This window comes from Streptomyces ambofaciens ATCC 23877 (assembly GCF_001267885.1).
GTDB classification, from domain to species: Bacteria; Actinomycetota; Actinomycetes; order Streptomycetales; family Streptomycetaceae; genus Streptomyces; species Streptomyces ambofaciens.
In genome coordinates this window covers 5,122,792-5,140,240 of the sequence record NZ_CP012382.1, presented here as the reverse complement: position 1 = coordinate 5,140,240, position 17,449 = coordinate 5,122,792, and the positions used below count along the sequence as shown (strand labels likewise).

The 17,449-nt window shown below is 72.3% G+C and carries 16 protein-coding genes; 10 read left to right on the top strand and 6 right to left on the bottom strand.

Annotated elements, in window-relative coordinates:
- Positions 1–119: 119 nt before the first annotated feature.
- Positions 120–1,328, top strand: a complete 1,209-nt coding sequence (gene xseA, locus SAM23877_RS23035) for an exodeoxyribonuclease VII large subunit (RefSeq protein WP_053136499.1) — start codon at positions 120–122, stop codon at positions 1,326–1,328.
- A 9-nt stretch (positions 1,329–1,337) separates the two neighbouring features.
- Entirely contained in the window at positions 1,338–1,589 is a 252-nt protein-coding gene (locus SAM23877_RS23030; RefSeq protein WP_053136496.1) for an exodeoxyribonuclease VII small subunit, read from the top strand.
- A gap of 166 nt (positions 1,590–1,755) precedes the next feature.
- Here SAM23877_RS23030 and SAM23877_RS23025 read toward each other — a convergent pair whose 3' ends face one another.
- Positions 1,756–1,968, bottom strand: coding sequence for a DUF4287 domain-containing protein (locus tag SAM23877_RS23025; protein ID WP_053136494.1), 213 nt, complete (start codon positions 1,966–1,968; stop codon positions 1,756–1,758).
- A 99-nt stretch (positions 1,969–2,067) separates the two neighbouring features.
- Positions 2,068–2,814 (bottom strand): hypothetical protein, encoded by a 747-nt coding sequence (locus SAM23877_RS23020; RefSeq protein ID WP_053136491.1) that lies wholly within the window; start codon positions 2,812–2,814, stop codon positions 2,068–2,070.
- A 139-nt stretch (positions 2,815–2,953) separates the two neighbouring features.
- Between SAM23877_RS23020 and SAM23877_RS23015 the strand changes: the two genes are divergently transcribed.
- Positions 2,954–3,544 carry a malonic semialdehyde reductase gene (locus SAM23877_RS23015; RefSeq protein WP_053136488.1) on the top strand — a complete coding sequence of 197 codons (591 nt, stop codon included), beginning with the start codon at positions 2,954–2,956 and terminating at the stop codon, positions 3,542–3,544.
- Positions 3,545–3,624: 80 nt separating this feature from the next.
- On the opposite strand, the gene SAM23877_RS23010 is transcribed toward SAM23877_RS23015, so the two are convergent.
- A complete protein-coding gene (locus SAM23877_RS23010) occupies positions 3,625–4,158 on the bottom strand; it encodes a DUF4245 domain-containing protein (protein ID WP_053136485.1) in 534 nt (177 codons plus the stop codon).
- A gap of 126 nt (positions 4,159–4,284) precedes the next feature.
- Here SAM23877_RS23010 and glpX point away from each other — a divergent pair, with 126 nt between their 5' ends.
- Positions 4,285–5,316, top strand: a complete 1,032-nt coding sequence (glpX, locus tag SAM23877_RS23005; protein WP_053136482.1) for a class II fructose-bisphosphatase — start codon at positions 4,285–4,287, stop codon at positions 5,314–5,316.
- Positions 5,317–5,618: 302 nt separating this feature from the next.
- Here glpX and SAM23877_RS23000 read toward each other — a convergent pair whose 3' ends face one another.
- Both SAM23877_RS23000 and SAM23877_RS22995 read right to left on the bottom strand, forming a co-directional pair.
- Positions 5,619–5,999 carry a WhiB family transcriptional regulator gene (locus SAM23877_RS23000; RefSeq protein WP_053136479.1) on the bottom strand — a complete coding sequence of 127 codons (381 nt, stop codon included), beginning with the start codon at positions 5,997–5,999 and terminating at the stop codon, positions 5,619–5,621.
- Between the two features lie 103 nt (positions 6,000–6,102).
- Positions 6,103–6,843, bottom strand: a complete 741-nt coding sequence (locus tag SAM23877_RS22995) for a DUF1707 SHOCT-like domain-containing protein (RefSeq protein WP_079030375.1) — start codon at positions 6,841–6,843, stop codon at positions 6,103–6,105.
- Between the two features lie 254 nt (positions 6,844–7,097).
- On the opposite strand from SAM23877_RS22995, the gene SAM23877_RS22990 reads away from it, so the two are divergent.
- The 4 genes from SAM23877_RS22990 (at position 7,098) to SAM23877_RS22975 (ending at position 13,398) form a co-directional block, all read left to right on the top strand.
- Positions 7,098–8,765, top strand: a complete 1,668-nt coding sequence (locus SAM23877_RS22990) for a fumarate hydratase (RefSeq protein WP_053142775.1) — start codon at positions 7,098–7,100, stop codon at positions 8,763–8,765.
- A gap of 77 nt (positions 8,766–8,842) precedes the next feature.
- Entirely contained in the window at positions 8,843–10,246 is a 1,404-nt protein-coding gene (locus SAM23877_RS22985) for a class II fumarate hydratase (RefSeq protein ID WP_053136476.1), read from the top strand.
- 76 nt (positions 10,247–10,322) lie between these two features.
- Positions 10,323–11,027 (top strand): cytidylyl-2-hydroxypropylphosphonate hydrolase, encoded by a 705-nt coding sequence (fomD, locus tag SAM23877_RS22980; RefSeq protein ID WP_053136470.1) that lies wholly within the window; start codon positions 10,323–10,325, stop codon positions 11,025–11,027.
- Positions 11,028–11,310: 283 nt separating this feature from the next.
- On the top strand, positions 11,311–13,398 hold the full coding sequence (locus tag SAM23877_RS22975; protein WP_053136467.1) for a SpoIIE family protein phosphatase: 2,088 nt from the start codon (positions 11,311–11,313) through the stop codon (positions 13,396–13,398).
- A gap of 58 nt (positions 13,399–13,456) precedes the next feature.
- Here SAM23877_RS22975 and SAM23877_RS22970 read toward each other — a convergent pair whose 3' ends face one another.
- The gene (locus SAM23877_RS22970) at positions 13,457–15,763 is read right to left on the bottom strand and encodes a transglycosylase domain-containing protein (RefSeq protein WP_053136464.1); all 2,307 of its coding nucleotides are present in this window, start codon (positions 15,761–15,763) and stop codon (positions 13,457–13,459) included.
- A gap of 280 nt (positions 15,764–16,043) precedes the next feature.
- Between SAM23877_RS22970 and SAM23877_RS22965 the strand changes: the two genes are divergently transcribed.
- Both SAM23877_RS22965 and SAM23877_RS42115 read left to right on the top strand, forming a co-directional pair.
- Positions 16,044–16,991 (top strand): SPFH domain-containing protein, encoded by a 948-nt coding sequence (locus tag SAM23877_RS22965; protein ID WP_053136461.1) that lies wholly within the window; start codon positions 16,044–16,046, stop codon positions 16,989–16,991.
- Positions 16,937–17,344, top strand: a complete 408-nt coding sequence (locus tag SAM23877_RS42115; protein ID WP_174532301.1) for a type II toxin-antitoxin system antitoxin — start codon at positions 16,937–16,939, stop codon at positions 17,342–17,344. The genes SAM23877_RS22965 and SAM23877_RS42115 overlap by 55 nt, the downstream gene beginning before the upstream one ends.
- The last annotated feature ends 105 nt before the right edge of the window (positions 17,345–17,449 follow it).

The following is a 17,449-nucleotide window of genomic DNA, read 5'->3' as shown; positions in this document are numbered from 1 at the left end:
GCAACCGCAACCGCAACCGCAACCGCAACCGCAAGGCGACCGTCCCGCACACCGACGGGCGGCAACCCTGCCGCCGCCGCCGGGCCGGATTGTCGGACCCGGCCGCTACGCTCGGGCGCATGGCTGTTCACTCGACTCCCGAAAGCCCCCTGCCCGTCGGCGAGGTGTCGCGGCTGATCGGGGGCTGGATCGACCGGCTCGGCGCGGTGTGGGTCGAGGGGCAGATCACGCAGTTGTCGCGGCGGCCCGGCGCCGGGGTCGTGTTCCTGACGCTGCGCGACCCGTCGTACGACGTCTCCGTGAGCGTCACCTGCTACCGGCAGGTGTTCGACGCCGTGGCGGACGTGGTCGGTGAGGGCGCGCGGGTCGTCGTACAGGCGAAGCCGGAGTGGTACGCGCCGCGTGGGCAGCTGTCGCTGCGGGCCGCCGAGATCAAGCCGGTGGGCGTCGGGGAGCTGCTGGCGCGTCTGGAGCAGCTGAAGAAGGCCCTCGCGCGGGAGGGGCTCTTCGCGCCGGAGCGGAAGAAGTCGCTGCCGTTCCTGCCCCAGCTCATCGGCCTGGTCTGCGGTCGGGCCTCGGCGGCCGAGCGGGACGTCCTGGAGAACGCCCGGCACCGCTGGCCGGCCGTCCGCTTCGAGGTGCGCAACGTCCCCGTGCAGGGCGTGCACGCCGTGCCGCAGGTGACGCAGGCGGTGAAGGAGCTGGACGCGATGGACGACGTCGATGTGATCGTCGTCGCGCGGGGCGGCGGCAGCGTGGAGGATCTGCTGCCGTTCTCCGACGAGCAGCTGGTGCGGGCGGTCGCCGCCTGCCGTACGCCGGTCGTCTCGGCGATCGGCCACGAGCCGGACAATCCGCTGCTGGACCACGTCGCCGACCTGCGCGCCTCCACGCCGACCGACGCCGCGAAGAAGGTCGTGCCGGACGTCGGCGAGGAGTACGAGCGGGTGCGCCAGCTCCGGGACCGCGCCCGGCGCTGCGTGGCGGCGTACGTCGACCGTGAGGAGCGGGGCCTGGCCCACGCCCTGGCCCGGCCGTCGATACAGGACCCGCACCGGATGATCGACGAGCGGGCCGACCAGGTGACGGCCCTGCTGGAGCGGGGCCGCCGCTCCCTCGGCCACCAGCTCGACCGGGCCCGCTCGGAGCTGACGCACACGCACGCCCGCGTGGTGGCCCTCTCCCCCGCCGCGACCCTGAAGCGCGGCTATGCGGTGCTGCAGCGGGCCGACGGCCATGCCGTCCGTGACCCCGGCGAGGTGGAGCCGGGCGAGACGCTGCGCGCCCGCGTCTCCGAGGGCGATTTCTCCGTACGAGTCGACGCATAGGGTGGGTGGATGACCAGCGAGGTGGAGCAGCCGGCGGCCGTGGCCGAGGCGCTCGGGTACGAGCAGGCGCGGGACGAGCTGATCGAGGTCGTACGGCGGCTGGAGGCCGGCGGTACGACGCTGGAGGAGTCCCTGGCCCTGTGGGAGCGGGGCGAGGAGCTGGCGAAGGTCTGCCGCCGCTGGCTGGACGGCGCCCGGGCCCGCCTCGACGCGGCGCTCGCCGAGGAGGCCGGGGCGGACGACGAGGACGCCGACCGCTGACCCCGGCGAGGGCGCGCGGCCTGTTGCGCCGTGCCCCTCACCGGTGTCCCTGCCTGGCCACGTGCCGGTGTCCCTGCCTGGCCGCTCACCGGTGTCCGCTCACCGGTGTCCCTGCCTGGCCACGTGCCGGTGCCGCCGCCTCGCCGGGTCCTTGCTCGGCCGGTCCCTACTTCGCCGTGTCCTCGGCCAGGGTGTGCGCCACGAGCGCGTTGGCGTGCCCGTGGCCGAGGCCGTGCTCGGTCTTGAGCCAGGTGACGAGTTCCCCGTGCTTGCCGAGCGGAGAGGAGCGGATCAGTTCCTTCCACTCCGCGATCGGGCGTCCGTACTTCTTCTCGATCGACGGGAAGTAGGAGGCGGGGCCCTTCACGGCGGCGGTCATGTCGATGTGCTCCCCAGGGTGCGAGTGTGCGAGGCGGTCCGATGCCCTGTGAGACCCGCGGGGACGGGAGAACTCATCCGTCCGCCCACGTGATCTGCGTCACCTCACCTCCAGGGCGGTGAAGCGGGGCCAGGGCACCTCCGGCCCGGCGCTCTCGGGCAGGCCGGTGCTGAGGGCGAAGCCGCCCGCGCCCCGGGCCGGATCGCGCCAGGTCGCGGGCAGGGTCAGTCGCTGCCGGCCGTCGACGACGACACGGACCGCCTCCGGCGTCACGGTCACCTCCACGCGGTGGGTGGCGGACGGTTCGAGCCGGCGGGCCGGGCCCGTACGGCTGCCCCCCGGCCCGCGCGCGGTGAGATGGGCCATGTTGCGGCCCACCCAGAGGGTCGCGGGGTGCTCGCTGTCGGCCCGCACGGTGACGCCGACGCCGGCGCTCGCTCCCAGGCGCGCGGCGGTGAGGCTCAGGCGGTACGTGGTCCAGTCGGCGGTGGCGATCGGACGGTAGGCGGCGGAGACGTAGCGGACGTCCGCCGCGGGACGGTGCGTGCCGGTGAGCACGCCCAGCCCGGTACGCACCGGGCCGTCCGACACGCGCCAGTGCCCGGGACCGGACAGCGGACGCCGGACGTCGGCGGGCCGCACGGGGGTCCAGCGGGCGATCTCGCGCAGCAGGGCCGCGGGGGTGGTGTCCCGCAGGACCTCCAGGCGCTGGACCTTTCCGGCCGCGGCCGAACGCGGGCCCGGGGGCAGCGGCCGGTCGGCGCTGTTGGTGAGCGTGGCCGTGTAGTGGTCGCGCAGCAGGGCCCGGAAGGTGTCCGCCCCGCGCGGACCGCCCGCCCGCTTCACCCCGGCGGCGGTGTGAAGCGGATCACCACACGCCGCTTTTGGTTGAAGCTTGAACTTCTTTCCCGTAGCGTCGTCCCCGTCAACGGCTCCCCACCGCTCCGCGCGGGAGCGCCGACGCACACCCCGAGGAAGATCAGCCATGTCTCTCGTTCTTGACCCCGCCGCCCAGGACCTGCTGTTCCGCGAGGCCCGCACCGCGAACACCTTCACCGACGAGCCGGTGACCGACGAGCAGGTCCAGGCGATCTACGACCTGGTCAAGTACGGCCCGACCGCCTTCAACCAGTCGCCGCTGCGCATCACCCTGGTCCGCTCCCCCGAGGCCCGCGAGCGTCTCGTCCAGCACATGGCCGAGGGCAACCGGCCCAAGACGGCCGCCGCCCCGCTGGTGGCGATCCTCTCGGCCGACAACGAGTTCCACGAGGAGCTGCCGCAGCTCTTCCCGCACTTCCCGCAGGCCAAGGACGCCTTCTTCAGCGAGCGCCCGGCGCGTGAGGGTGCCGCCCTGCTGAACGCCGCCCTGCAGGCCGCGTACTTCATCGTCGGCGTGCGCGCCGCGGGTCTGGCCGCCGGGCCGATGACCGGCCTGGACTTCGAGGGCGTCCGCAAGGAGTTCCTGGACGACGACCACACCCCGCTGATGGTCGTGAACATCGGCCGCCCGGGCCCGGACGCCTGGTTCCCGCGCTCGCCGCGCCTGGCGTACGACCAGGTCGTCACCACGGTCTGAGACCGGCCCCGCGACACACGAAGCCCCCCGGGTGCACCACCGGGGGGCTTCGTCGTGCGTTCTGGAACGGGGGGGGCGGCTCAGGCCAGCTTCAGCGCCGCCGCCATCTTGGAGAGCTGGTCGAACGACCCCGTACCGGCCACGACGGTGGTCGCGCCCTTCATGTCGTCCGCCCCCCGCAGCACCAGCGCGTCGTACCGGCCGCCCGTGTACCGGGTCCAGGTCCGGCCGCCGATCTCCTCGGTCCGCTCGGTCGCCCGCGCGCCCTGACTGGCGTCCTCGATGAAGGTGGCCGCCTTCTTCGTGGACTGCTCGATCGCCACGTACTCGCCGTCGGGGGCCCTGAAGCCCAGGTGCCAGGCGTCGAAGTCGTCACCCTTGAAGCGCACGGAGGTCGCCTTCCAGTCCTCGGAGAGGCCCTGCGGCGCGGCCACCGGGTACGACGCGGCGCGCTGCGCGGTCAGCAGCTCGACCCGGTAGTCGACCCGCTTGACCGGAGGTTCGCCGTCCTCGTGCGGGATGAAGATCCAGATGACGCCCGCCGCGAGCACGATGAGCCCGAGGGAGAGGATCATGTCCCGGGCCGTCTTCTGCTTGCCACTCATTCCTGCCACGCCCCCTATCGTCGCAGGTGCCTGGACTGCTCATACGTGGGGTCCCCTGCTCATTTTGTCGGACTGACGATAGAGTCATGGCCATACCCTCATCCGGCCGTCGTCGTATCAGAAAGGTGCGCTCCGATGACCGAGCATCATCTGCCGTCCGAACTGGACGTCCCCTCAGAGGCCCCCGACCGCAACCTCGCCCTGGAGCTCGTCCGGGTCACCGAGGCCGCGGCGATGGCCGCCGGCCGCTGGGTCGGGCGCGGTGACAAGAACGGCGCCGACGGTGCCGCGGTGCGCGCCATGCGCACCCTCGTCTCCACCGTCTCGATGAACGGCGTCGTCGTCATCGGTGAGGGCGAGAAGGACGAGGCCCCGATGCTCTTCAACGGAGAGCGGGTCGGGGACGGCACCGGGGCCGAGGTCGACATCGCCGTCGACCCGATCGACGGCACCACGCTGACCGCCAACGGCATGACCAACGCCATCGCGGTGCTGGCCGCCGCCGAGCGGGATTCCATGTTCGACCCGTCGGCCGTCTTCTACATGGACAAGCTGGTCACCGGGCCGGAGGCCGCCGACTTCGTCGACATCAACGCCCCCGTGTCCGTGAACATCCGCCGGATCGCCAAGGCCAAGCGGCGCACGCCCGAGGACGTCACCGTCGTCCTCCTCGACCGGCCCCGGCACCAGGGGCTCATCAAGGAGGTCCGGGAGACCGGCGCCCGCATCAAGCTGATCTCCGACGGCGACGTGGCCGGCTCCATCCTGGCGCTGCGCGAGGGCACCGGCATCGATCTGCTGCTCGGGGTCGGCGGCACCCCGGAGGGCATCATCTCGGCCTGTGCGGTGAAGTGCCTGGGCGGCACCATCCAGGGCAAGCTGTGGCCCAAGGACGACGAGGAGCGGCAGCGCGCGGTCGACGCCGGCCACGACCTGGACCGGGTGCTGACCACCGACGACCTGGTCTCCGGGGACAACGTCTTCTTCGTCGCGACCGGCATCACCGACGGCGAGCTGCTGCGCGGGGTGCGCTACCGGTCCGAGACGGCCACGACCGACTCCATCGTGATGCGGTCCAAGTCGGGCACGGTGCGCCGGATCGACTCCGAGCACCGGCTGAGCAAGCTGCGGGCCTACAGCGCGGTGGACTTCGACCGGGCGAAGTGACTCCGTCGGTCCGGCGGGGCGCCTGCTGAGGTGGGGGTGCGTGCCGTGTTGGCGGGTGCGGGTGCGTCGTGGCTGGGCGCGCAGTTCCCCGCACCCCCAGGGCGGGAGCGGCGCTCGGCGTCGTGACGTGCGGGTCGGGCGGGGCGCCTGCTGAGGCGGGGGGTATCTGTCGGAGGGCGGGTGCGGGTGCGTCGTGGCTGGGCGCGCAGTTCCCCGTGCCCCTTGGACCGGCCGGTCGGTTCCGGCGTACGTGAGAAGGCACCCTCTGTGCGGAGAGGGTGCCTTCTCGCGTACGTGGGTCGCTAGCCCGCCGCGGCTATGCGGTCCGCCGCGGTGCGGGCCGTCTTCTTCAGTTCGAGGTCGCGGCGACGGCGCCTGGCCAGGACCACCCGGCGTTCGGCGGCGGTCAGACCGCCCCAGACGCCGTACGGCTCGGGCTGCAGGAGGGCGTGCTCACGGCACTCGACCATGACCGGGCAGCGCGCGCAGACGCGCTTGGCCGCCTCCTCACGGGAGAGCCGGGCGGCGGTGGGTTCCTTGGACGGTGCGAAGAACAGTCCGGCCTCGTCGCGCCGGCACACCGCCTCGGTGTGCCAGGGAGCGTCTTGGTCCCTGTCCCGCACGGGCACCCGCTGGGCCGGAACAGCAGCTACCTGCAGGGACGAATGCGGCGGTTGCAGCACGGTCTACTCCTGACGACGGCTTCGCGAGCGAGAGACGATGCGTCAGGCTTACCCGCTGTGCGCGCGCCTATGCACTGGGTTTCCCACCGCGGGCGGCGCGGCGCTACCCGTGCTTGCGCACACCCTTGTCGACCTTGCGGTGCACCCGGTCCAGGAGGTCCGCGACGAGCTTGCCACGCCTCGGTCGAGCCTCGATCGAGCCCAGCACCGCCCAGCCGTCCACGTGGACGACGGGAGCGTCGGCGTCGTCCGCGTCGAGGGTGTCCACCTCGAAGCTGCCGAGCACGCCGCCGCCCGCGCCGCGCAGCGAGACGTTCTCCGGGACGCGCACCTCGACGCTGCCGAAGACGGAGAACGCCTTGATCACGACCTGCTGGTGCTCGAAGACGGCCTCGCTGAGGTCGATCTCGACACTGCCGAAGACCGCGTACGCGTGGATACGGCGGCTCGCCCGCCAGCGGCCCTTGCGGACGGCGCTGCTGAAGACCGCCACCACGTTCTCGTCGGGTTCGGCCGGGAGGGAGCCGGCGGCCGGGCGGCGGGGTGCGGCCGGGGCGGGGGCGGTGTGCCGCCCGGCGTGCGCGGCGGGCAGGTCCCGCACGAAGACGTCCAGCTCGCCGACCGTCTTGGCGGCCAGCACCCCCTCGACGCGCTCGGCGTGCTCATGGGCGTCGAGCCGCCCCTCGGCGAGGGCCTCGCGCAGCATGTCGGCGATGCGGTCACGGTCGGCGTCCGAGGCACGCAGCTCGGAGACGCGCGGTGCGGTGTCTCGGGGTGACGTGTCGCGGGGTGACGTGTCGCGCGGTGCCGCCGCCTGCGGTCGGTCGTGCTTCTGAAGGTCCACGGCAGCAGCGTACCGAAACGCGATAGATCGCGACCAGACCTGTGGACAACCTTGTCGCGGCGCGTTCCCGACGGCCCGCGCGCTCCGCTCGGGCTCGCGCGCGGGGAGCAGGCGGGGAGCTCGCGGGCCTACTGAGCCTTACCTCACAAGCTCGCCGCCGACGGCAGGTTTTACGCTGGTGGACGCTGCCGATGGAGGCCAGCCGTCGTGCTGTGGAATCCAGCCGCGTGTCTGCCGAGTGAGGAATGGGCGAGATGCCTGAGTTCGCGTACACCGATCTGCTCCCCCAGGGAGAGGACACCACTCCGTACCGGCTGGTGACCTCCGAGGGCGTCTCCACCTTCGAGGCCGACGGGCGGACCTTCCTCAAGGTGGAGCCCGAGGCGCTGCGCAAGCTGGCCGAAGAGGCGATCCACGACATCCAGCACTACCTGCGCCCGGCCCACCTGGCGCAGCTGCGCCGCATCATCGACGACCCCGAGGCGTCGGGGAACGACAAGTTCGTGGCGCTGGACCTGCTCAAGAACGCGAACATCGCGGCGGCCGGTGTGCTGCCGATGTGCCAGGACACCGGTACGGCGATCGTCATGGGCAAGCGCGGCCAGAACGTGCTGACGGCGGGCGGCGACGAGCAGGCCCTGAGCCGGGGCATCTACGACGCCTACCAGAACCTGAACCTGCGCTACTCGCAGATGGCCCCGCTCACCATGTGGGAGGAGAAGAACACCGGCTCCAACCTCCCCGCCCAGATCGAGCTGTACGCGACCGACGGCGGCGCCTACAAGTTCCTGTTCATGGCCAAGGGCGGCGGCTCGGCCAACAAGAGCTTCCTCTACCAGGAGACGAAGGCCGTCCTGAACGAGTCCTCCATGATGAAGTTCCTGGAGGAGAAGATCCGCTCGCTGGGCACGGCCGCCTGCCCGCCGTACCACCTGGCGATCGTCGTCGGCGGCACGTCGGCCGAGTACGCGCTGAAGACCGCGAAGTACGCCTCCGCGCACTACCTGGACGAGATCCCGGCCGAGGGCTCGGCGCTCGGGCACGGCTTCCGGGACAAGGACCTGGAGGAGAAGGTCTTCGAGCTGACGCAGAAGATCGGCATCGGGGCGCAGTTCGGCGGCAAGTACTTCTGCCACGACGTGCGCGTGGTGCGCCTCCCGCGGCACGGGGCCTCCTGCCCGGTCGCGATCGCCGTGTCCTGCTCCGCCGACCGCCAGGCCGTCGCGAAGATCACCGCCGAGGGCGTCTTCCTGGAGCAGCTGGAGACCGACCCGGCGCGCTTCCTGCCGGAGACCACGGACGAGCAGCTCGACGCCGACGGCGACGTCGTGAAGATCGACCTCAACCAGCCGATGGACGACATCCTCGCCGAGCTGACCAAGTACCCGGTGAAGACCCGGCTCTCCCTCACCGGCCCGCTGGTCGTGGCCCGCGACATCGCGCACGCCAAGATCAAGGAGCGGCTGGACGCGGGCGAGGAGATGCCGCAGTACCTGAAGGACCACCCGGTGTACTACGCCGGCCCGGCCAAGACGCCCGAGGGGTACGCCTCCGGGTCGTTCGGTCCGACCACCGCCGGTCGGATGGACTCCTACGTGGAGCAGTTCCAGGCGGCGGGCGGCTCCCGGGTGATGCTGGCGAAGGGCAACCGGAGCAAGCAGGTCACCGACGCCTGCGACGCGCACGGCGGCTTCTACCTCGGCTCCATCGGCGGCCCGGCGGCCCGGCTCGCCCAGGACTGCATCAAGAAGGTCGAGGTCGTCGAGTACGAGGAGCTCGGCATGGAGGCGGTCTGGAAGATCGAGGTCGAGGACTTCCCGGCGTTCATCGTGGTGGACGACAAGGGCAACGACTTCTTCCAGGACCCCGCGCCGGCGCCCACGTTCACGTCCATTCCGGTACGCGGCCCCGGACTCGCCTGACGAGGTCGGTGACGATTCGCCTCCACGGGGAACAGTGGTCCCGGCGCGGACGCTGTGACACGTGGAGGTGATCGTCGATGGCCGACGAGCAGGACAGGACCGAGTACCGCACCGAGCACGACTCCATGGGCGAGGTGCGGGTCCCCGCCCACGCCAAGTGGCGCGCCCAGACGCAGCGGGCGGTGGAGAACTTCCCGGTGTCCGGGCAGCGCATCGAACGCGCCCACATCGAGGCGCTCGCGCGGATCAAGGGCGCCGCGGCCAAGGTCAACGCCGAGCTGGGCGTCCTGGACGAGGACGTCGCCGAGGCGATCCGACAGGCGGCGGCCGAGGTCGCCGAGGGCAGGTGGGACGAGCACTTCCCCGTGGACGTGTTCCAGACGGGGTCCGGCACCTCGTCCAACATGAACACCAACGAGGTCCTCGCCACCCTGGCCACCGAGCGCCTCGGCCGCGACGTGCACCCCAACGACCACGTCAACGCCTCCCAGTCGTCCAACGACGTCTTCCCCTCGTCGATCCACATCGCGGCCACCGCGGCGGTCACCCGTGACCTGATCCCGGCCCTCGACCACCTCGCCGGCGCCCTGGAGCGCAAGGCGCAGGAGTTCGGCGACGTCGTGAAGTCCGGGCGTACGCACCTGATGGACGCCACACCCGTCACCCTGGGCCAGGAGTTCGGCGGCTACGCGGCCCAGGTGCGGTACGGCGTCGAGCGGCTCGAGGCCTCGCTCCCCCGGCTCGCCGAGCTGCCGCTGGGCGGCACCGCCGTCGGCACCGGCATCAACACCCCGCCCGGCTTCTCCGCCGCCGTCATCGAGGAGGTGGCCCGTGCGACCGGGCTGCCGCTGACCGAGGCGCGCGACCACTTCGAGGCGCAGGGCGCCCGGGACGGCATCGTGGAGACCAGCGGGCAGCTGCGGACCATCGCCGTCGGCCTGACGAAGATCGCCAACGACCTGCGGTGGATGGCGTCCGGGCCGCGGACCGGGCTCGCGGAGATCTCCCTGCCCGACCTCCAGCCGGGCTCGTCCATCATGCCCGGCAAGGTCAACCCGGTGATCCCCGAGGCGGTCCTCATGGTCGCCGCCCAGGTCACCGGCAACGACGCGACCGTGGCCGCCGCCGGAGCGGCCGGGAACTTCGAACTCAACGTCATGCTGCCGGTCATCGCGAAGAACGTGCTGGAGTCGGTGCGGCTGCTCGCGAACGTCTCACGGCTGCTCGCCGACCGGACCGTGGACGGCATCGTCGCCCACCGCGAACGGGCGCGCGAGTACGCCGAGTCCTCGCCGTCGGTGGTCACGCCGCTCAACAAGTACATCGGGTACGAGGAGGCCGCCAAGGTCGCCAAGAAGGCGCTCGCGGAGCGGAAGACGATCCGTCAGGTCGTGCTGGAGGGCGGGTACGTCGAGCGCGGCGACCTGACGAACGAGCAGGTGGACGAGGCCCTGGACGTGCTGCGGATGACCCGGCCGTGACCGGCCGCTCCCCGTGCGCGCGGACGCCCTTCGCGATCACCCCTCGTCGTGTGGTCGGGGCACCTAATATCTGTCCATGGCAGACGGTGAAGCGGTGAGCGCGGCGGCGGAGGCGAAGGGGCCGGCGGCCCCGGTGGAGTTCTGGGCGCCGGGGAGTCAGATCCTGTGGCGTTACCGGGAGAACGGCGGCCCGCGCCTGCACATCGCCCGCCCCGTCACCGTCGTCCGGGACGACGCCGAGCTGCTCGCCGTGTGGCTGGCGCCCGGCACCGAGTGCGTGAAGCCGGTGCTCGCCGACGGTACGCCCGTGCACCTGGAACCGCTGGCCTCGCGCTACACCAAGCCGCGCACGGTGCAGCGCGACCGGTGGTTCGGCACGGGCGTGCTGAAGCTGGCCCGCCCCGGCGAGCCCTGGTCGGTGTGGCTGTTCTGGGACCCGGGCTGGCGGTTCAAGAACTGGTACGTGAACCTGGAGGAGCCGCTGACCCGTTGGGAGGGCGGCGTCGACTCCGAGGACCACTTCCTGGACATCTCCGTCCACCCGGACCGCACCTGGTACTGGCGGGACGAGGACGAGTTCGCGCAGGCCCAGCGGGACCGGCTGGTGGACGCCGGGCTCGCCGAGCGGGTGCGCAGGGCGGGACGCGCCGCGGTGGCGGGGATCCGTGCCTGGGGCTCCCCCTACGCGGACGGCTGGGAACACTGGCGCCCCGATCCGTCCTGGGCGGTACCGTCACTGCCCGGGGACTGGGACCGCACGCCCGCCCGGGTGTCCTCGTGAGACCCTTGCTGCGCCCCCGGGCGGGAAACGTAGGATCGTCCTCCGCAAGGGAGCGCGGCAGCGGCAACCGGCGCAGTGTGCGCTGTGCTTGACCGATCGTCACCGAGGGGCGGCTGGACGTGAGCGAGGCGTACGAGGGCAAGACGGGTACAGGCCGCCGACGGCCCCCCGGTGACACAGGAACAGCCCCTGACCACGCGGCAACCCCGTTCCCGGGGCACGTATTCCGGGTATCGGGATTTCTGCGGGACGAACTGCACGCGCCGCGCGCAGTCCCGGACGGATGGATTCGACACGCGTGACGGAGCACCCGACCTCCTTCGACCGCCCCCAGAGGGGCGCCGACCCCGCGGATCCCCGCGGGGCGCTCCTGCGTACCCCCGTGCCGCCGCGCGCCCCCGGGGCCGCGTTACCGGCACAGGGGCGCACCGGCGAGCCGCCGCCCGCCTCCGGCACGGGCGCCTTCGAGCACTCCCAGCCGGGCGCCGAGCCGTCCGTCGGGCCCGAGGCCTCCCGTCCGCGGCCCGCCGCCGAGGGCGTCCCCCTCCAGCCGGGCGGCACGCCGTCCGGGCCCCTGGCCCCGGCGGGTCCGGAGCGCCGTGGCCCGCTGCCGGAGCCCGAGCGCCGTACCGGGCAGCCCACCGCGCCCGGGCAGCCCACGCCCATGCGGCGGGACGGGGACCGGCTGCGCTTCGTGGGGGCCGCGACCCGGCGGATCGCCCGGGGCATGGACCTGGACGAGATCGTGATGGGGCTGTGCCGGGCCACCGTGCCTACGTTCGCGGACGCGATCCTCGTGTACCTGCGCGAGCCGCTCCCGGTCGGCGACGAGCGGCCCACCGGCCCCCTGGTGCTGCGGTTGCGGCGCACCGACCGCATACCGGCCGAGCGGGACACCGAGAGCGGGTTCACGCCCGCCGCCCAGCCGGAGCCCTCCGAGCTGGAGTCGGTCGGCTCCGAGCTGTGCGAGGTGCGGCCGGGCAGCGCGCTCGCCGAGGTGCTGCGCGGGGTGCGCCCGGTCTTCACGGACGGCCCCGCCGCCCTCGCCGCCCTGCCGGAACTTCTGGGTGAGGGCGAGGAGTTCGCCGTGCCCGACGGGCGGCGGGCCATCCTCGCGCCGCTGCGCGGCCGGCGCCGGGTGATCGGGGCCGCCCTGTTCCTGCGCGGCCCGGAGCGCGTCGCCTTCGAGGCCGACGACCTGCTGGTCGCCGCCCAGCTGGCCACGCACAGCGCGCTCGGCATCGACAAGGCGGTGCTGTACGGGCGTGAGGCGTACATCGCCGACGAGCTGCAGCGCACGATGCTTCCGGAGAACCTGCCGCGCTGCACCGGCGTGCGGCTGGCCTCCCGCTACCTGCCGGCCGCGGAGACGGCGCGGGTCGGCGGCGACTGGTACGACGCCATCCCGCTGCCCGGCAGCCGCGTCGCGCTGGTCGTCGGCGACGTCATGGGCCACTCCATGACCTCGGCGGCCATCATGGGCCAGCTGCGGACCACGGCGCAGACCCTGGCCGGGCTCGACCTGCCGCCGCAGGAGGTGCTGCACCACCTCGACGAGCAGGCCCAGCGCCTGGGCACCGACCGCATGGCGACCTGCCTGTACGCCGTGTACGACCCGGTGTCGCACCGCATCACCATCGCCAACGCCGGGCACCCGCCGCCCGTGCTGCTGCACCTGGGCGGCCGGGCCGAGGTGCTGCGGGTGCCGGCGGGCGCCCCGATCGGCGTGGGCGGCGTGGACTTCGAGGCGGTGGAGCTGGACGCCCCCGCGGGCGCGACCCTGCTCCTCTACACCGACGGGCTGGTCGAGTCCCGCCTCAGGGACGTCTGGACCGGCATAGAGCAGCTCCGGGAGCGCCTCGCGGCGACCGCGCAGCTCACCGGGCCCGACCACCCGCCGCCCCTGGAAGCCCTGTGCGACGAGGTGCTGGACATGCTCGGGCCGGGCGACCGGGACGACGACATCGCCCTGCTCGCCGCCCGCTTCGACGGCATCGCGCCCAGCGACGTGGCGTACTGGTTCCTGGAGCCCGAGGACTCGGCCCCCGGCCGGGCCCGGCGCCTGGCCCGGCGCGCGCTGGCCCGCTGGGGCATGGAGGACCTCACGGACTCCGTGGAGCTGCTGGTCAGCGAGGTCGTCACCAACGCCGTGCGGTACGCCTCCCGGCCGGTCACCCTGCGGCTGCTGCGCACGGACGTGCTGCGCTGCGAGGTCGGCGACGACGTGCCGCAGCTGCCGCGGCTGCGGCAGGCGCGGGCCACCGACGAGGGCGGGCGCGGGCTGTACCTGGTGAACCGGCTGGCCCGGCGCTGGGGCGCGACGCGGCTGAGCACCGGCAAGGTGGTGTGGTTCGAGCTGAACCGGGGCTGAGGTCCCGGAACGCGGAAAGGGCGCCCGTGCGGGCGCCCTTTCGTGTGCGTGCCGTCGGCTACCGTTCCTGCCGGTCCCCGTCCGGGAAGAGCGGGTCCTCCGGCTCCGTGGACGTCCCGCCGGTCGGCGGCTCGGTGGACGGGGTGCCGGAGGGTGACTGGGACGGCGACTGGGACGGTTCCTCCGTCGTCGGCTCCTGCGACGTGGGCTCCTGGGTCGTCGGCTCGTCGCTGGGCGACTCCTCGGTGGTCTCCTCCGGCGTCGGCGACCGGGTCGGCGACTGGGTGACCGTCGGAGAGGTGCTCGGCTTCACCGCGGCGCCCTGCTTGGTCTCCAGGTCGAACTCGGTGACCTCGTCCATGACGCCGAAGGTGTACGCGGCCCAGATCTCCGCGGGGAAGCCACCGCCGTTGACGCGGTGGTCGACGCCGCCCGCCTTGTACATCGGGACCTGCTTGTGGGTCTTCGGGTCCTCGCCGAACAGGCCGACCGAGGTGACCAGGCCGGGGGTGAAGCCGGTGAACCAGGCCGACTTGTTGTTGTCGGACGTACCCGTCTTGCCGGCCACCTGCTGGCCGTCGCGCAGCGGGTTGTCCCGCACGGACCGCTTGGCGGTGCCGTCGTCGACCACGCCGGTGAGCACCGAGGTCACGGTGTCGGCGGCCTCGCGACTGATGACCTGCTCGCCGATCGCTTCGGGGAACTCGACCGTGCGGTCCTTGTGCTCGACGGACTTCACGACGGCCGGGGTGACCTTCTTGCCGTGGTTGTCGAGGGTGGCGTAGACCCCCGCCATCTCCAGCGGGCTGGCGCCCATGCTGCCCAGGGTCTGGGCCGGCACGGCCTCCATGCCCTCGGTCTCCATGCCGAGGTCGCCCGCCACCTTCACGACCTGGGGCATGCCGACGTCGATGCCCATCTGCGCGAAGACGGAGTTGACGGACTTGTTCATCGCCTCCTGGACGGTGATGTCGCCGTAGTCGACGTCGTCCTCGTTCGGGGGCGCGAAGCCGACCTTCTGGTCGCCGTCCATCACGGGACGCCTGCTCGTGCCGTCGTACAGCGTGTTCGCCGTGATCGGCACGCCGTCCTGGGTCTCGGCGTCCTGGTCCACGGCCGCGGCGAGGATCAGCGGCTTGAAGGTGGAGGCGGGCTGGTAGTCGTCGCGGGTGGCGTTGTTGGTGAAGTGCTTCACGTAGTCCACGCCGCCGTACATGGCCAGGACCCCGCCCGTCTTCGGGTCGACGGAGACGGCGCCGGCCTGGACGTCGGCGTCCACGTCGCGCTTCTCGGGGTCGAGCTTGCTGGTGAGCTCGGCCTTGACGGACTTCTCGAGCGCCGCCTGCTTCTTCCGGTCGATGTTGAGCGTGATGGTGTAGCCGCCGAGGTCGACCAGGGCCTTGGCCTGTTCCATGTCCTCGGCCGCGCCCTGCGCGACGAGCCGCTCCTTGAGCGCGTAGTTGGCCGCCTCCACCAGGTACCCGGTCTGGCCCTCCATCCCGGGGGCCGGCTTCGGCGCCTCGGGCTCCGGGAAGGTCATGCCCCGGCGCGCGGCACCGTCCAGCCACTTCTGCTCGACCATGTTGTCCAGGACGTAGTTCCAGCGCTGCTGGACGAGCTTCTTGCCGGTGTCGCTGGCGATCGCCCAGTCGTACTGGTTGGGCGCCTGGAGCAGCGCGGCGAGGTACGCGCCCTGCTCGACCGACAGGTCCTCGGCGTCGACGCGGTAGTAGGCCTGGGCGGCGGCCTGGATGCCGTAGGCGCCGCGGCCGTAGTAACTGGTGTTGATGTAGCCGGCGAGGATGTAGTCCTTGGACTTCTCCCGGTCCAGCTTCAGGGAGATGACCAGTTCCTTCAGCTTGCGCGAGACCGTCTGTTCCTGGGACAGGTAGTAGTTCTTGACGTACTGCTGGGTGATCGTCGAACCGCCCTGCGCGCCCTTGCCGGAGAGCGTGTTCAGGACGCCGCGCGCGGTGCCCTTGAGGTCGACTCCGGCGTCCTTGTAGAAGGTCTTGTTCTCGGCGGCGACGAAGGTGCGCTGGACGTCCTTGGGGATCCTGGCCAGGTCGACGATCTCGCGGTTGCGCTCGCCGTCACGGGCCATGATGGTGCCGTCGCTGTACTTGTAGACGTTGCTCTGCAACTCGGCGTCGGCGTTCCCCTCGGGGATGTCGATCACCATGTACAGCACGATGAAGGCGCCCATGCCGAGCAGGCACAGGCCGAAGAAGGTCCCGAGGATCTTCTTCCAGGTGAACAGCCGGCGTATGCCGCTCTTCCCGCCCGCGCCCGACGAACGGCGGCGTTTCGGCGCCGCGCGGCGGCCACCGCGCTGTCGCGCTCTTCTCTCTTCCGCTCGCCCCATGGGTCCGATCCGCTCCGCTTCGGTCGTCCGTGTGCACGTCTCGCTCACGTGTCACACAGGTTCGTCGCTCAGGTCAGCTCAGAAAGCTAACACCGGGAGATGTGACAAACGGCCGCCGATCCCCCCTTGTACGGACGTGAGAATCAGCACCCGCTCCGTAGGAACCGACGTACGAGAGGGGTCCAGGGTTGCCGACCCGATGTAAAGTGATATCACTTAGCTAGACAGACGATAGGAGCCGGGCGGCACGAGCGCGCCCGGCGGGAACGGGGGACCCTCCATGTCCACACACGACACCCAGGACGCGCCGCAGGTCACGGCGGACGTGCCGGAGATGCCGGCACCACGGGTGCGCGAGACGCAGGCGCACAGCATCGGCGGCGGGTTCGCGCTGCTGCTGGGGCTGGTCGGGCTGGCCGTCGGCGCCGGTCTGATCGCCGGGGCGACCGCGGTCGCCTCGACCGGCGGGAAGGCCGCGCTGATCATCGGCGGCATCGTCATCGCGCTGGCCGCGTTCCTCGCGATGTGCGGGCTGAACATGGTGGCGCCGGGCGAGGCCCGCGTGGTGCAGCTCTTCGGGCGGTACCGGGGCACGATCCGGCAGGACGGGCTGCGCTGGGTGAACCCGCTCACCTCGCGCACCAAGATCTCGACGCGGGTGCGCAACCACGAGACGGCCGTGCTGAAGGTGAACGACGCGTACGGCAACCCCATCGAGCTGGCCGCGGTCGTGGTGTGGCGGGTGGAGGACACCGCGCAGGCCACCTTCGAGGTGGACGACTACGTCGAGTTCGTCTCGACCCAGACCGAGGCGGCCGTGCGGCACATCGCCATCGAGTACCCCTACGACGCCCACGACGAGGACGGCCTCTCGCTGCGCGGCAACGCCGAGGAGATCACCGAGAAGCTCGCGGTGGAGCTGCACGCGCGCGTGGAGGCGGCCGGCGTGCAGATCATCGAGTCCCGCTTCACGCACCTCGCGTACGCGCCGGAGATCGCCTCGGCGATGCTCCAGCGGCAGCAGGCCGGTGCGGTGGTCGCCGCGCGGCGACAGATCGTGGACGGCGCCGTCGGCATGGTCGAGGCCGCGCTCGCCCGGATCAGCGAGCAGGGCATCGTGGAGCTGGACGACGAACGCAAGGCGGCGATGGTGTCCAACCTGATGGTCGTGCTCTGCGGGGACCGCGCCGCCCAGCCGGTCCTGAACACGGGGACGCTCTACCAGTGACCACCCCGTCCGAAGGGCCCGCATCGTCCGAGGGGGCCGGGCCCCCCGAGGGGCCCGGGCCGTCCGGCGGACCCGGGCCGTCCGGCGGACCCGGGCCGTCCGGGGGCCCGGCCCCGAAGCGTCGGCCGCAGCAGCGCAAGCAGGTGCTGCTGCGGCTGGACCCGCAGGTGTACGAGGCGCTGGCCCGCTGGGCGGGCGACGAGCTGCGCTCGGCCAACGCCCAGATCGAGTTCCTGCTCCGCAGGGCACTGGCGGAGGCCGGCCGCCTGCCCGGCGACGCGGGACCGCTGCCGCGCCGGGGACGGCCGCCGGGCGGGTCGGGCCCCGGGCCCGGCACCCCACCGCCGCAGTGACCGGGCCGCGTCGGCCGCGCCTCCGCCTCACGGGATGCCAAGGCGCGGTCTCCGTCGTCACGGAACCGTGACACACGCCCCCGACCTGCGGTCCCGTACACCCCG

Excerpts from the sequence above, each read along its gene's own strand:
- SAM23877_RS22975 (WP_053136467.1), top strand. The coding sequence starts at position 11,311 with ATGGATTCGACACGCGTGACGGAGCACCCGACCTCCTTCGACCGCCCC.
- SAM23877_RS23025 (WP_053136494.1), bottom strand. The coding sequence starts at position 1,968 with ATGACCGCCGCCGTGAAGGGCCCCGCCTCCTACTTCCCGTCGATCGAG.
- xseA (WP_053136499.1), top strand. The coding sequence starts at position 120 with ATGGCTGTTCACTCGACTCCCGAAAGCCCCCTGCCCGTCGGCGAGGTG.
- SAM23877_RS22965 (WP_053136461.1), top strand. The coding sequence starts at position 16,044 with ATGTCCACACACGACACCCAGGACGCGCCGCAGGTCACGGCGGACGTG.
- SAM23877_RS22970 (WP_053136464.1), bottom strand. The coding sequence starts at position 15,763 with ATGGGGCGAGCGGAAGAGAGAAGAGCGCGACAGCGCGGTGGCCGCCGC.
- SAM23877_RS23030 (WP_053136496.1), top strand. The coding sequence starts at position 1,338 with ATGACCAGCGAGGTGGAGCAGCCGGCGGCCGTGGCCGAGGCGCTCGGG.
- SAM23877_RS22990 (WP_053142775.1), top strand. The coding sequence starts at position 7,098 with ATGCCTGAGTTCGCGTACACCGATCTGCTCCCCCAGGGAGAGGACACC.
- SAM23877_RS22985 (WP_053136476.1), top strand. The coding sequence starts at position 8,843 with ATGGCCGACGAGCAGGACAGGACCGAGTACCGCACCGAGCACGACTCC.
- SAM23877_RS23015 (WP_053136488.1), top strand. The coding sequence starts at position 2,954 with ATGTCTCTCGTTCTTGACCCCGCCGCCCAGGACCTGCTGTTCCGCGAG.
- fomD (WP_053136470.1), top strand. The coding sequence starts at position 10,323 with ATGGCAGACGGTGAAGCGGTGAGCGCGGCGGCGGAGGCGAAGGGGCCG.
- glpX (WP_053136482.1), top strand. The coding sequence starts at position 4,285 with ATGACCGAGCATCATCTGCCGTCCGAACTGGACGTCCCCTCAGAGGCC.